12 protein-coding genes are annotated in these 12,985 nt (G+C 54.0%); 6 read left to right on the forward strand and 6 right to left on the reverse strand.

What is annotated here, in order from left to right; translation table 11 throughout:
• Nucleotides 1-4 precede the first annotated feature (4 nt).
• Genes NXT01_RS05845 through NXT01_RS05855 form a run of 3 tightly spaced genes read right to left on the reverse strand, consistent with a single transcriptional unit; the run spans nucleotide 5 to nucleotide 3,067 of the window.
• The gene (locus tag NXT01_RS05845; protein WP_259078546.1) at nucleotides 5-1,132 is read right to left on the reverse strand and encodes an LCP family protein; all 1,128 of its coding nucleotides are present in this window, start codon (nucleotides 1,130-1,132) and stop codon (nucleotides 5-7) included.
• 37 nt (nucleotides 1,133-1,169) lie between these two features.
• Nucleotides 1,170-1,910: a CPBP family intramembrane glutamic endopeptidase gene (locus NXT01_RS05850; protein ID WP_259078549.1), complete on the reverse strand. Its 741-nt coding sequence runs from the start codon at nucleotides 1,908-1,910 to the stop codon at nucleotides 1,170-1,172.
• Nucleotides 1,907-3,067, reverse strand: a complete 1,161-nt coding sequence (locus tag NXT01_RS05855) for an amidase (RefSeq protein ID WP_259078551.1) — start codon at nucleotides 3,065-3,067, stop codon at nucleotides 1,907-1,909. The genes NXT01_RS05850 and NXT01_RS05855 overlap by 4 nt, the downstream gene beginning before the upstream one ends.
• An 82-nt stretch (nucleotides 3,068-3,149) precedes the next feature.
• Here NXT01_RS05855 and pheA point away from each other — a divergent pair, with 82 nt between their 5' ends.
• Both pheA and NXT01_RS05865 read left to right on the forward strand, forming a co-directional pair.
• Nucleotides 3,150-4,067, forward strand: coding sequence for a prephenate dehydratase (pheA, locus tag NXT01_RS05860; RefSeq protein ID WP_396124763.1), 918 nt, complete (start codon nucleotides 3,150-3,152; stop codon nucleotides 4,065-4,067).
• A gap of 52 nt (nucleotides 4,068-4,119) precedes the next feature.
• Nucleotides 4,120-4,785: a histidine phosphatase family protein gene (locus tag NXT01_RS05865; RefSeq protein WP_259078555.1), complete on the forward strand. Its 666-nt coding sequence runs from the start codon at nucleotides 4,120-4,122 to the stop codon at nucleotides 4,783-4,785.
• Between the two features lie 8 nt (nucleotides 4,786-4,793).
• Here NXT01_RS05865 and NXT01_RS05870 read toward each other — a convergent pair whose 3' ends face one another.
• Together NXT01_RS05870 and NXT01_RS05875 are read right to left on the reverse strand one after the other, a co-directional pair.
• Nucleotides 4,794-5,138, reverse strand: coding sequence for a metallopeptidase family protein (locus tag NXT01_RS05870; protein ID WP_259078557.1), 345 nt, complete (start codon nucleotides 5,136-5,138; stop codon nucleotides 4,794-4,796).
• Nucleotides 5,139-5,154: 16 nt separating this feature from the next.
• Complete coding sequence (locus NXT01_RS05875) at nucleotides 5,155-6,171, reverse strand: septum formation family protein (protein WP_259078558.1); 1,017 nt, start codon at nucleotides 6,169-6,171, stop codon at nucleotides 5,155-5,157.
• Nucleotides 6,172-6,273: 102 nt separating this feature from the next.
• Here NXT01_RS05875 and serS point away from each other — a divergent pair, with 102 nt between their 5' ends.
• Genes serS through NXT01_RS05890 form a run of 3 tightly spaced genes read left to right on the forward strand, consistent with a single transcriptional unit; the run spans nucleotide 6,274 to nucleotide 9,398 of the window.
• Nucleotides 6,274-7,533 (forward strand): serine--tRNA ligase, encoded by a 1,260-nt coding sequence (gene serS, locus NXT01_RS05880; protein WP_259078560.1) that lies wholly within the window; start codon nucleotides 6,274-6,276, stop codon nucleotides 7,531-7,533.
• An 18-nt stretch (nucleotides 7,534-7,551) separates the two neighbouring features.
• Nucleotides 7,552-8,541: a 1-acyl-sn-glycerol-3-phosphate acyltransferase gene (locus NXT01_RS05885; protein WP_259078561.1), complete on the forward strand. Its 990-nt coding sequence runs from the start codon at nucleotides 7,552-7,554 to the stop codon at nucleotides 8,539-8,541.
• Nucleotides 8,542-8,585: 44 nt separating this feature from the next.
• Nucleotides 8,586-9,398, forward strand: coding sequence for an HAD family hydrolase (locus tag NXT01_RS05890; protein ID WP_259078562.1), 813 nt, complete (start codon nucleotides 8,586-8,588; stop codon nucleotides 9,396-9,398).
• A gap of 305 nt (nucleotides 9,399-9,703) precedes the next feature.
• Here NXT01_RS05890 and NXT01_RS05895 read toward each other — a convergent pair whose 3' ends face one another.
• A complete protein-coding gene (locus NXT01_RS05895; protein ID WP_259078564.1) occupies nucleotides 9,704-11,581 on the reverse strand; it encodes an N-acetylmuramoyl-L-alanine amidase in 1,878 nt (625 codons plus the stop codon).
• 223 nt (nucleotides 11,582-11,804) lie between these two features.
• Here NXT01_RS05895 and glf point away from each other — a divergent pair, with 223 nt between their 5' ends.
• Nucleotides 11,805-12,971 carry a UDP-galactopyranose mutase gene (gene glf / locus NXT01_RS05900; protein ID WP_259078565.1) on the forward strand — a complete coding sequence of 389 codons (1,167 nt, stop codon included), beginning with the start codon at nucleotides 11,805-11,807 and terminating at the stop codon, nucleotides 12,969-12,971.
• The last annotated feature ends 14 nt before the right edge of the window (nucleotides 12,972-12,985 follow it).

The following is a 12,985-nucleotide window of genomic DNA, read 5'->3' on the forward strand; positions in this document are numbered from 1 at the left end:
TTTGTTAACGCATAGAATCAAATAATGCCGTTGCTCCCGCTTCATCCCACAGCACCACGCTACCCACATCATATTCAGCGAAGCCACCAACTGGTACCGTCTCAGTTCGCACCCCAGAGCGCATAGCAAAAGCCACGCGGAGCAGATGCCATAGATGATCACCCGAACCCGCCGTGAAACTATCAACGGTTGTAAGAATTGTGCGTATCAGACGGTAGGGGTTGAAAATGATACTTAAGTCGGTGGTTTTATTAACTAATGCCGAGAAAAATTCCCGCTGCCGCTGCACGCGGTCGAGATCACCCATCGCTGTTTGGCGGGTGCGCACATAACCAAGGGCCGTAGGACCGTCGACAAGTTGGCAACCTGCCCCTATATTGAGTTGCGCGAGCGGATCTTCAATGGGCTGATCGGGGCATACCTCAATGCCCCCCAGTGCATCCACCACATGGGCTAAGCCACCCATTCCGATCTCCGCATAATGATCGATACTTAAGCCTGTTGATTCCTCCACTGTTTGGGTAAGGAGCGGCGCGGATCCATAGGTAAATGCGGCGTTGATTTTATCCATCCCGTAACCTGGAATATTGACATAGGAATCACGCGGAATAGAGACCAAGGTGGCTTGTCCACGCAGCGGAATATGCATGACCATAATGGTATCTGTGCGCCGGGAACCAATATCACCACCCGTACCTAAACGGTTCGCTTCTTCTTCACTAAGCCCAGCTCGAGAGTCTGAACCCACCAATAGCCAATTCGTTCCCGACGTAGACGCGATGGGCGCCGCGGAGGCGAAAGGAGTGCGATTGATCTTCATATCCAGCCACAGCACTGACACCAAGGAAAACACCACAATGGTGGCCAGAATCAGACTCAACGATTTGAAGAATCGTCGTGCCGGAGAGCGCCGCGGGGCTAAGCGACGAGGCGGCTGTGGAATTATAGCTGGACGCTGAACGGGTAATTCTTGGCGTGGTCTTATAGGGTCGGTACGTGAAGGTCGCTGGATCGGGCGCTGTGGTGGGGGCTGCATCCTAGGACGCGCTCGAACGGGGCGACCGAAACGATCAGTGACGATCCTGCCCTGAGCATCACGCAGATACTCGATATGGTTGCCCTGGTTAGTCATAGCTTTAACAGTAGTAGTAACAGCTGAGGCCTTGAAACTATTTAAGGTTCAGATATACAGATCCAACAAATGCCACGAGATCAATAAAGAAATGCGCGAAGATGAGCGGCCACACTCTATTCGTTTTGTGGTAGACATACCCAAATACTATCCCCATAATAATATTGCCCACCCCAGCGGATATGCCTTGGTAGAGGTGATAAGAGCCGCGGAGTAGAGCCGAAGAAGCTATCGCTTTTACCTGCGAGACCCCAGCGCTTTTCAGGCGCGTCATCAACCACAGCACCACTACTACTTCCTCGCTAAAAGCGTTTGCGGCAGCGAATCCCACACTTAATCCGATATGCCACCACGGGCTATCAGCTGGAACCGGTATAACCTGCTTACTCAGGCCTAGATGCAGGGCACCTAGATAGAAAAGCAGTCCCGGAATCCCAATAAGCGCGGCCAGGCCCACCCCTAAACGTGCGGAATAGACGAGGTGTGCTACTGGCCATAGCCGAATCTTAAGGAGGTAGAGGCACAAGAAGCCCCAGGAAAAAACCAGAGCGATGGAGGTGAGCTGAAAACCGATATCGATCAGTGGCAATGGTGCCCTCGAGGGAACAATTGCGACCTGCTGCGCATTCAGCGGTTTGGTGTCGAGTAACGAGCGGGCCAAATTCAACAGTGCTCTCAGCCCCGAAGTACCAAAGGTAGCAAGGAGCACCACCACAATCTCTGCCCCTAGACCAGGCTCCCACGGACGCTGCTCAGACTGAGTTGCAGATATGCTCATGTGGAACCTCCAGGTGTTGATAATTGCATGGCGAGGCCAAAAAGTTCTGCCGCACTGATTCGTAATGCTCCGAGATGGATAGAACTCAAGGGCGACAGGTGGGGCAAGGATAAAGCCGCGAGACCCGCCATATTGTAGGTTGTCGCCCAAGGAGTCCACTGGGTCTGCCGATAAAAATCCTCCTCGGGGGAATAAGAGGAAAAATAGCCGTGGACTGGGGGCAAAAATGCCAAGGTGGGACTGAGCACCACATCAACCTCCCAAGCGCGGAGGATTTGATCCTTCACCGACATAAACTCCGCAACCGCTTGCCGTCTGGAGGCCTGTGATAGTTGTGCTCCACGCTCACGCAGCCACTCCACCAATGAAGAGGCTGCGCCTGGAATACGCTGAGCACGCAAGGCCAAAATAGTGCTAAAGGCCTCAAAAGGGGAATCGCCATAAGGCCGAGCAAGCACCGAGATCTTATGACCCTTCTGACTTAGCTGCGTCGCAGCGCTATCGACTGCTTCAAGCATCATATCGGCCACGGGGGTCTCGGCGTGGAGCGGTTGGGTGAGCACCCCAATGTGCAGGGGAGGTGGGGTCACAGGCCTGATTGCATGCACATAGGCGGCGTCAGCAAGCGTGCGTGTGAGGAAACCTTGCACCACGGGATTTGCTCCCGCGGTGGAATGTGCTGGCTTAAACCCTATCAACCCCGTCGCCGCTGCAGGAACGCGAATCGAACCGCCCCCGTCAGAGGCATGGGCCGCTCGTACCAGCCCGCGAGCCACCATAACAGCCGCTCCGCCCGAGGAACCGCCAGGCGTGTGACCGGGCAAGAGTGGGTTATCGGGGCGCGCCTGCCCCACCGGCTCGGTATAGGCAGATAGTCCCATTTCCGGCGTGAGAGATTTGCCAGGGATGATAGCCCCTTGGCTGAGGATAGAGGCGAGGAAGGCATCCGTTTCTGTGGCCATATAGGTGCGGTTGATATTGCCCAAAGTAGTGGGCATGCCCGCTATATCGCTTAAGTCTTTGGCAGGAATAATCCAACCACTTAGCCGCCCGTGAGCATGCGCGCGGGCGTGGGGGTCAAAATAGGAAAACCCATGATCCTTAGGGGTGAGTGCCTGTAGCTGGCTTGCCAGCTGAGAGACTGCAGAAACAACCATAGGATTAGCGTACCGAGTCCGCCTAGGCTGCGGTAGCATCGAGCATCATGAGCATATATGGGAGTACGCGGTGAACCAGCCAGTGACAATGTCCTATCTTGGACCAGCGGGGACCTTCACTGAGATGGCTCTCGCCGAATTTCGACGTGCGCATTTTTCTGGGGTTCAAAGCAATTCCCTCCCTACTGACTCTCCCAGCGAGGCTATCTCCGCTGTGCTTGATCGCCAGGCCGATTATGCATGTGTAGCCTTGGAAAACTCGGTTGATGGGCCCATTACAGCCACCTTTGACGCGCTAACGAGGGGGGTGCAAATTTATTATGAGTACGACCTAGAAATCTCTTTCGCCCTCATGACTCGCCCTCACCACAGCTATGGCAAGCGCCCAATATTAAGCACGCATCCGGTGGCATACCAGCAAACGAAGGTGTGGATAAAAGATCATATTGGTGAGCACGAATTTCTCCCCGCATCCTCGAATGCTGCTGCCGCACAAGCAGTAGCTAGAGGTGAGGCAGATATTGCAGTCGCACCAGCCCTCTCGGCCGAGATCTACGAATTAGAGATCAAGGCCACTCACGTGGCAGATCAGGCCCATGCCATGACCCGATTTGTTCTCGTCGGTCTCCCTGGAGTCCCCACCCCACGGACCGGTCATGATCGTACAGGTTTAGCGTTCACGCTGCCGAATACCCCGGGATCTCTGGTAGGGGCTTTAAATGAATGTGCGGTACGGGGTGTGGACTTAACCCGTATTGAATCCCGCCCCCTGCACCAGGGATTGGGTAGCTACCGCTTCTACGTGGATCTTCATGGGCATATATCTGACCCGGATATCCAAGAGGCCCTCGCGGCACTGTACCGCCGCGCCACTGATCTTATCTTTCTAGGTTCATGGCCGCGTATTGATGCCCCCATAGACCGCGTTGACCAAGAGCCGCGTTATCGGAGTGCTCAGTCGTGGATTCAGTCCTTATTGAAAGGCACACCAGTGGGCTAGACTATGCTCGTGGATCAGCACCCATGAACTGAGTAAGACAAGAGGGGAATCTATGAGTGGTCGAATTATTGTGATGCGCCATGGCCGGACGCATTCTAATGCTCGCGGAATTTTTGATACTCAGCTACCTGGTGCGGAATTATCGGTTATAGGCAGACACCAAGTACGCGAATCCGGACGCAGGCTGCGCACGCTTAGCGATAACGTAGGCTACGCTGCGAGCTCCCAGGCTTTACGGGCCCAGCAGTCCATGCTCCTCGCGGTGGCCGCATATTGTGGGGACGAGGGTGAGGTGCCTCAGATCGCCCAGCCAAAAATGACTATGACGGTGCTGCCAGGCATCCACGAACTGGGAGCGGGTGATCTCGAGGGGCGCAGTGATGATCGAGCCCACGATGCTTATATTGCGACGTTGAAGCAGTGGAATGAGGGCGATCTACATGCGGGAATGCCGGGTGGAGAGACCGCCCAGGATTATCTCAATCGAGCGACCCCCATCCTAGAAGCGGTTGCTCAACGCTGCCACGACACCAACCAAGATAGCTTAATGGTTATCCATGGGGCGGCTATCCGCATCCTTGGGCTGCATGCGACAACACTTGACGGTGATTATGTTCGCGAGAGCTATATCGCCAATGGCTCCTTGAGTATCATCGAACCCCGCGGCGCTTTCGGTACCTGGACGTGCAAGTATTTTGCCGATCAACCAGTACCCTAGGAGCGACCCTAATAACCGCGAGCGTGTAGCTCCTCATCGTCGAAGCCAAAATAATGACCCACTTCGTGAATCACCGTAATGCGCACCTGTTCTGCTAATTGTTCCCTAGAGGTACAAAAACGCTTTAATGCCTCACGGTAAATCGTGATGGTATCGGGTAAGTATCCGGCGTTACCAAATTGACGCTCCGGAAGTGGGATACCCGTATACAGCCCGAGCACTCCAGGTCCTGAAGGGTGCAGATCTTCAATCAATATGGCTATATTTCTCATATGATCCCGAAATTCGGGGGGAATTGTAGCCAGTGCTGCATCAACTAGATCCGCAAAGTCTGCTTCAGAAATCTCAACCATATATCAAGTCTAGTGATTAGCGTGGTGGCGGTGGAGCCACACCATCAAGAGCCTCGGGATTAATAATGGGGGCGCGTTCGGGGCGCTGCTCAGGGGGGTTCCCGTTGATAGTGAAGTCGCCCTTGGCGCTGCCCTCGAGCACCGCAAAGCGATTATCAACGGGGAAGACGAGCGAGCAATTCACACTGTGGGAGCCAGTATCCCAAGAGCTGGGGGCAATCGTCGTCCAAAAAGGCTTAAGGGTGGAGAAATACAGAGGATCATCGCCTCCGAGATAATCACGGGCCGCTTGGGTGCATACACGACTGAGATGATTATCTTGCTCCTCGGTCGACGGGATCGACTGCGGAAAAACCGGGAGCAGATCAATAACGGCGGTGATCTCCATCTGATGCGGCTTTCCACAGGCAACCTGCTTCGTGGAATTAGAGGCGTCGAGAGCTAGGCACGTTCCTACGGGTGAGATGCGGGCCTGATCTTGATCTTGGACTCTGCCTTTGGTTTCAATGACCTCGCCGAGTTCATTCGTGGCCTGAATCCCACACAAAAGTGTACGATCGCCCAAATCCCACGACTCTTGGGGTGGCAGGATTGAGGCGATGGAATACTTGCCCAAGGGGTCGAATTTCGCATCAAGGTAGCGCATTGTAGGCGCTAAGCATAGTTCTTCTCGCAATTGCGCTTGCCGCGTCTGGTTAGGCATAGCCGCACTAGGGCCAAATTCACTGCTGGGGTAGGTGCCAAGATCTTCGCGGGAGGAGACTTCAAAACGGTGCAGACTGGCACAATCTGCCTGTTCAAAATTACTAACGGTGCCGTCGATAACAGTCCACGTCACGCACGAGCCGACATCGGCGGTGGTAAAAGAAGCGGTAGATGCGGCCGGTACCTTGGTGGTCATGTCGACGGGGGTGACGAGTGGAGAACTTAATTGGGCTCGCTGATATTGATAGGCACCCATGGCACATGATGCCGAGAGGGCGGCTACTAATATAATCCGCGTTGCCGTGGCGGATCTAAACTCTATCTCCATCTCAACCTCAGGTACTCGTATCGCTATGTTGATCCCAGCGTACTACGTTTTCTCGGCCCGTATTCTTTAAGTATTACAAGGATTAGCGGTAGGCTAAAGATCGTGATTGATCTAAAATTCCTCCGCGAAAATCCTGATATCGTCCGCGCATCCCAGCGCACCCGCGGCGCGTCACCTGAGCTTGTCGATGCTCTCATCGAAGCCGACGAAGCCCGGCGACAAGCAATCCAAAGAGCTGACGAGCTGCGCAGCGAGCAAAAAACCTTTGGGCGGAAGATCGGACAAGCCGATCCTAGCGAGCGCCCTCAGCTTTTAGCTGGCTCCAACCAGCTCAAAGCTAAGGTTAAAGAAGCGGAGGAGGCCCAGAAGGCAGCAGAGGAGACAGTGAACTCCTTGCAGATGCAATTGGGCAATATCGTTGAGGGTGCCCCGGCCGGTGGCGAAGACGACTTTATCGTGCTGGAGCATGTAGGCGAACCCACAACGTTTGATTTCGAACCTAAAGATCACCTCGACTTGGGCGAATCCTTAGGGCTTCTTGATGTTAAACGTGGTACTAAAGTTGGTGGTGCCCGTTTCTATTACCTCACTGGTGATGGGGCCTTCTTGCAACTAGGTATGCTCACATTAGCTGCCCAGAAGGCTCGTGCCGCTGGCTTTGAATTAATGATCCCGCCAGTTTTAGTGCGCCCCGATGTCATGCGCGGTACCGGTTTTCTTGGGGAACACTCCGACGAGATTTACTACCTCGAACGGGACGACCTCTATTTAGTGGGCACCTCCGAAGTAGCGCTAGCTGGTTATCACCAAGACGAAATTATTGACCTCACGCAGGGGCCGAAGAAATATGCCGGCTGGTCGTCGTGCTTTCGCCGGGAGGCTGGCTCCTATGGCAAAGATACACGCGGTATTTTGCGCGTTCACCAATTCGATAAATTGGAAATGTTCGTATATTGCAAACCAGAGGAGGCCGCAGCCCAGCACCAGGCTTTGTTAGATATGGAGCGCGATATGCTCTCCGCCGTCGAAGTCCCTTATAGAATTATCGATGTCGCTGGGGGTGACCTCGGGTCCTCCGCGGCGCGTAAATACGACACCGAGGCGTGGGTGCCCACCCAACATACGTACCGAGAACTCACCTCAACCTCGAACTGCACGACCTTCCAAGCCCGCCGCTTGCACACCCGCTATCGAGACGAGAATGGCAAGCCACAGATCGCCGCGACGCTCAATGGCACGCTAGCGACAACCCGGTGGTTGGTTGCCATCTTGGAAAATAATCAGCAAGCTGATGGTTCCGTGGTTGTTCCTGAGGCCTTAAGGCCCTTTGTGGGCAAGGATATCTTGGAACCGAAAAACTAAGAACTGAGGTTATAAGCCATGAGCCGCCCAGGTTTTCACCGCGTTGAAGATATTTTCCTCGTAGAGGATTCAGTCGAGGACGTTCCCCTCCATCCCGATAGCCGCGAGAGTTTTTATAATCGCATCATCGTGGGGGTGAAGGCCCTATTGAAGGCCCAAGGAATTACGGTCACTATTTTTGGGGCTGAGAATATCCCAACCCAGGGCCCGGCGCTCATGGCGTGTAACCATATGGGCTATTACGATTTCATATTCGTGGGTAGCTCCGCTTATTCCAGAGGCCGCCGATTGGTGCGCTTTATGGCTAAGAAAGAGCTGTTTGATATTCCAGGAGCGCGGCGGCTCTTAGCACGAATGAAACATATCGAGGTAGATCGCTTCGCTGGCCGAAGTGCTCTCGATCGAGCTGTGGCGAGTCTCAGGGACGGTAACCTTGTGGGAATTTTTCCCGAGGGAACCACGTCTCCGAGCTTCGAATTACAGGAGTTTAAAACGGGCGCGGCCAGGATTGCTAATCGAGCCGATTGTCCGCTCATTCCCATGGCACTGTGGGGCTCTCAACGGATCTGGGCCAAGGACCTCCCTAAACGTTTAGGTAGGAACCATTTTCCTGTGTGGCTAAAGGTGGGCGAACCGGTCGTGAGAACTGGCGATATCCATGAAGATACCCGCCGCCTCGAGCAAGCGATTAGCAATCTTCTTGACGAGGTGCGCGCAGCATACGAGGAGTTCAACGGACCGTTCCCAGGCGGTGAGAATTGGCGACCCGCCTCACTCGGTGGGGGTGCTCCTACCAGCGAAGAGGCTGCCGCTAAAACTCGAGCGATCCGCGAAAAACGACGCCTCAAGCGCGCCGAAAAGGAGGCTAAGAAAGCTGCGAAGCGGGAGCGTCGCGCGGCTCGTCGGCACCGCCGCGAAAAGAGACGCGAATTAAAATTCCTTGTAGCCAAGGAACTTTCCTTCTTCGAGAAGCTCAAGGTCATCTACTTTAAGTGGAAAGATTCCTAAATCGCCGGTCCGCATCTCGGAAAGGGATCGCTAGGATAGACGATATGACATATAAGTTGGTCGCCAGCGATGTGGATGGGACGCTCATTAACAGCGCCGAGCGGATTAGCCCTCGGCTCTACCGTGCACTTGAGTGCACAAGTGGCAGGTATCACTTTGTCATAGCTACTGGTAGGCCTGCCCGCTGGGTAATTCCACTGGTAAATCAACTACCCTTCAAACCTGTGTGCATCTGCGCTAACGGAGCTGTTGTCTATGATTCGGCTCGCGATCGTATTATAAAAAACCACAGTATTCAGGCGGAGGTATTGCGTGCTGTGGTGAGTAAAGCGCGAGAAGTCCTTCCCGTTGGGGTAGCTGTAGAGCGCTGTGGCACCTCCGTATTAGATATTAACCAGGGCTGTTATGTGGTGACCGAGGATTATGCCCACGCGTGGGATTCTACGGAACACAGCGTCGTGGATCTGGATTCCGCACTTGCTGAACCAGCAGTGAAACTACTCCTGCGTTATGAAGCCTTAACAGCGCCGGAGCTTTTTGACCTGATTCGCCCGGCGATCCCGACCGATCTGGTTCACATCACTTATTCGATTAATGAAGGTTTACTTGAAGTATCCGCACCGAATATCACCAAAGCCCAGACCTTGAAAGAGCTCTGTGATGATATGGGAATCGCCGCTAAAGATGTCCTCGCCTTTGGCGATATGCGTAATGATCGCGAAATGATCGAGTGGGCGGGCCACGGAGTGGCCATGGCTAATGCCCAACAAGAGCTGCGGGCTTGCGCTGATGAAGTTACCGCGAGCAATGATGATGACGGTGTCGCGCGGATTCTCGAGAGGGTTTTTGGCCAGTAGAATTAAGGCTCGATACCCCACCGCCAGAGAGAAGGCGAAACTGCGGGCGGCCCTTCAGACGTGGTTTTCAGAGAGGTCGAAGGGAGTGTGCTTTCTCTCGAGGGTGATTAATACTCTCTCGTTGTCGTTACGGTCCTTGTGGCTAGCGGTAATATAGGTGAGCGCTTACCTTTACGGGGAGAAAAGATACAGCACCAGTTTTTCTTTCTCGACGTGCCCCGAATGCGAAAAGCCACCACTTTCTGTGGTGGCTTGGGGCGGCAAATGGCGCGGGGATCTGGGAGAATATCCCCGCGCCAAGATTATTAAGGAGCTACGGGAGCAGGCTCATAAGCCTGGGCATCAACAGCTCCAGTGGCAGGATCGAAAGTGATATAGCCGTGTTCGAAATCGACGCGGATCTTACCGTTATCGGGGTGCTCCATATTAATGGGAAGTCCTAGCGGCCCAAAGTCGAAGCCCTGAGCAGCCCAGGTGTCACCAATGACACCCCACAGCGCCTGGGGTCCAGTGGTCTCGGAATCGACGATGATCCCGTTGTCGAAGAGCTGATAGGTCACATCGCGACCATCGGCGCCACTGTAGGTAATCGTACCAGAGCGCAGTTTGCCCAAGATTGGGGAGAGCTGGTTCCACAGTCGACTCAACTCCGAGTCGGAGGACAGCTGAGTTGAAGCACTAATGAGCGCCGGGATCTTCTCCAGCTTCAAGCCTTTGACTACCTCGATATTGCCAATCCTCTCAATACCGCCTTCAGGCAGTACACCAAGAGCGCCAGCGACACCGATGCCGAGCACGATGAGCGAGGCTGCCGAGACAATAATCGTAGTTGCATCACCATTATTGGAACTTAAGAGCTTGGTGAAAAGGTCCGCTCCTTCGGACGAGCTACCGGTTGCACTTGGTTGGCTCGGTTGGATTGGTCGGTTCGGCGTTTGCGGAACAACCGGTGGAATGGTGTTCTTTGGCTGTGGGTTAGGTCGAACAGCGTTGGAAGTAAGCAGATCATATTTAGCTTGAGCGATCTGACGGATGGTGCCCATCTTGTTGTATACATAGTCGCCGGGGCATTCGGTGAGGCCAACGTCGCGGTGGGCGAAGATATTGGGCAATTGCACAGCGGTACCATAGGGGTATTGGGTATAGCTGGTGCCCTCGGAATAGTGGGTATTATTGCCAGACGGATTAAAACCCGCAACTTTAGCGCGCCAGCCAGCCAATTCGCCGACTGATTTCAGCATTGCGGCAGTGGGCTGAGCAGTTTGGTAGTTGCCGAGCATTGAAATGGCCCAGGTATTTTGGTTAAAGCCGCCTGCGTGGGTACCAATGACGGCTTTGTTTAGTCCGCCGTAGCGACCTTCGTAGAGGTTTCCGTATTTATCGGCGAGCGCGTGGTATCCGATATCGCACCAGCCGAGTTGCTGGGCATGATACTGGTAAATGCCACGCACGATGCCTGGAGCTTGGGCTTCGGTGTAGTTATTGGAACCAGCTGTGTGGTGCACGACAACCGCTGATACCCCATCAGCGTATTCTGGCGATTTGCAACGAATCGATTCGTCGGCGCCCCAGCCCTTACGGGAAATCACGCGCGGCAAGCCAACCGCGTCATTAGCCAAGGTGATCTGGGTATCGACGATAGGGGATTCGCCACCATCAATAAAGACAGCGTCGAGCTTTGCAGCTTCCTCAGGATTAAAGAGATCGACACCGAGGATGGAGACCTGCACAGACTTAGTCGGTTCCACATAGATGGGTTCGGTGCCTTGGCGTTCGTAGTCAGCTACTTCGCGAGCGTCAACGGCCTCGGATTCAAACCATTCGGTCCAGGTACCGTCGGCGCGCTGGCTGCGGACGAAGGCGGCGATATCTTTCTCTCCCGCCCAGGTCATAGCGAAGATGGAGAATTCTTCCTCGCGGTTAAATTGTTTTACCGTGCGTTCGACGGGCCCCTCCTCGTCACTTTGAGTGGCGAGGGCTGCATCGTTGACCAGCACGTTTTGGCCGAGGTTGAAGTTCTCGGTGCTGGTGGTTGCAGTGATGGGTTCGATGCCATCAGATTCGGTTTTCAGTATTGAGGTGGTGCCCACGCCAATAGCGGTTCCAGCAATGAGGGTCATTGCTAACACTGCTGCGGTGATCGGGGGCGCCGAGGTAATGCCAAGGCGGCGGCGTTGTTTCACGTTAATCTCCCAACTTTATTGTGATTGATAAATGGGCACAGTCGTGCCACCTATCGGGCTTAACTGTAGTGTATTTATGGGGTAAAAGGGATGCATGTTGCTCATGTGAATAAGAAAGTGCATGTAAAGGGCATAAGAATTATTTTCCCGGCGTGTCGGATCAGTGAATATCTCGGTGTGTCCTGCAGAGCGAAACGCACCTTATATGGCTAGGGTTTTAGCTATGACTGACTTTGATGTAATCGTTGTTGGATCCGGACTCTTCGGTTTGACCGTAGCGGAGCGCGCAGCCAGCCAATTGAATAAGAAGGTACTCATTATTGAGCGCCGCGATCATATTGGCGGCAACGCCTATTCCGTGGCCGAACCAGAGACTGGCATTGAAATCCACAAATACGGAGCCCATCTCTTCCACACCTCCAATAAGCGAGTCTGGGAATACGTCAATCAATTCACCAGTTTCACTAATTATCAGCACCGCGTCTTCGCCATGCACAAAGGCCAGGCCTACCAATTTCCCATGGGGCTCGGGCTTATTAGCCAGTTCTTCGGAAAGTACTTCTCTCCAGACGAAGCTCGCGCCCTCATCGCTGAGCAGGCTGCCGAGATCAAGAGCGAAGATGCTAAAAACCTAGAAGAAAAGGCTATCTCTCTGATCGGCCGTCCCCTCTACGAAGCTTTTATTCGCGATTACACCGCGAAGCAGTGGCAAACGGATCCCAAGGATCTCCCAGCCGGTAATATCACCCGGCTGCCGGTGCGCTATAACTTCAACAACCGTTATTTCAACGATACCTACGAGGGCCTCCCTACAGACGGATACGCCGCATGGCTAGAACGAATGGCCGATCACCCCAATATCGACGTGCGTCTAAATACTGATTGGTTTGAGGTTCGCGATGAGGTGCGCGCCGCCTCCCCGAAGGCGCTCGTGGTCTATACCGGTCCCGTTGATCGTTATTTCGATTATCGCGAAGGAGCCCTAGGGTGGCGCACGCTTGATTTCGAGACCGAAGTTCTCGAAACTGGTGATTTCCAGGGAACTCCCGTCATGAACTACAACGATGCTGAGTTCCCCTTTACCCGAATCCACGAATTCCGCCACTTCCATCCCGAGCGCGACAACCAGTATCCTCAGGATAAAACCGTCATTATGCGCGAGTATTCACGCTTTGCGGAAGCCGGGGACGAGCCTTATTATCCAATCAATACCCCTGCAGACCGCGAGATGCTGTTAAAGTACCGCGAACACGTCGCCCGAGAGACCGCCGAGAATAAGGTCTATTTCGGGGGACGCTTGGGAACCTACCAGTATCTGGATATGCATATGGCTATTGCCTCGGCGCTAACTCTATTTGATAATGTGATCAGCCCGGCACTGCGCGCATAAAAGTCCACAGAGGT

The sequence above is a fragment of the Corynebacterium sp. ES2775-CONJ genome (assembly GCF_024814515.1).
GTDB lineage: Bacteria > Actinomycetota > Actinomycetes > Mycobacteriales > Mycobacteriaceae > Corynebacterium.

Coding starts and splice junctions, on each gene's coding strand:
- NXT01_RS05875 (WP_259078558.1), bottom strand. CDS start 6,171: ATGGAGATAGAGTTTAGATCCGCCACGGCAACGCGGATTATATTAGTA.
- NXT01_RS05870 (WP_259078557.1), bottom strand. CDS start 5,138: ATGGTTGAGATTTCTGAAGCAGACTTTGCGGATCTAGTTGATGCAGCA.
- NXT01_RS05890 (WP_259078562.1), top strand. CDS start 8,586: ATGACATATAAGTTGGTCGCCAGCGATGTGGATGGGACGCTCATTAAC.
- NXT01_RS05885 (WP_259078561.1), top strand. CDS start 7,552: ATGAGCCGCCCAGGTTTTCACCGCGTTGAAGATATTTTCCTCGTAGAG.
- NXT01_RS05845 (WP_259078546.1), bottom strand. CDS start 1,132: ATGACTAACCAGGGCAACCATATCGAGTATCTGCGTGATGCTCAGGGC.
- NXT01_RS05865 (WP_259078555.1), top strand. CDS start 4,120: ATGAGTGGTCGAATTATTGTGATGCGCCATGGCCGGACGCATTCTAAT.
- NXT01_RS05855 (WP_259078551.1), bottom strand. CDS start 3,067: ATGGTTGTTTCTGCAGTCTCTCAGCTGGCAAGCCAGCTACAGGCACTC.
- NXT01_RS05850 (WP_259078549.1), bottom strand. CDS start 1,910: ATGAGCATATCTGCAACTCAGTCTGAGCAGCGTCCGTGGGAGCCTGGT.
- glf (WP_259078565.1), top strand. CDS start 11,805: ATGACTGACTTTGATGTAATCGTTGTTGGATCCGGACTCTTCGGTTTG.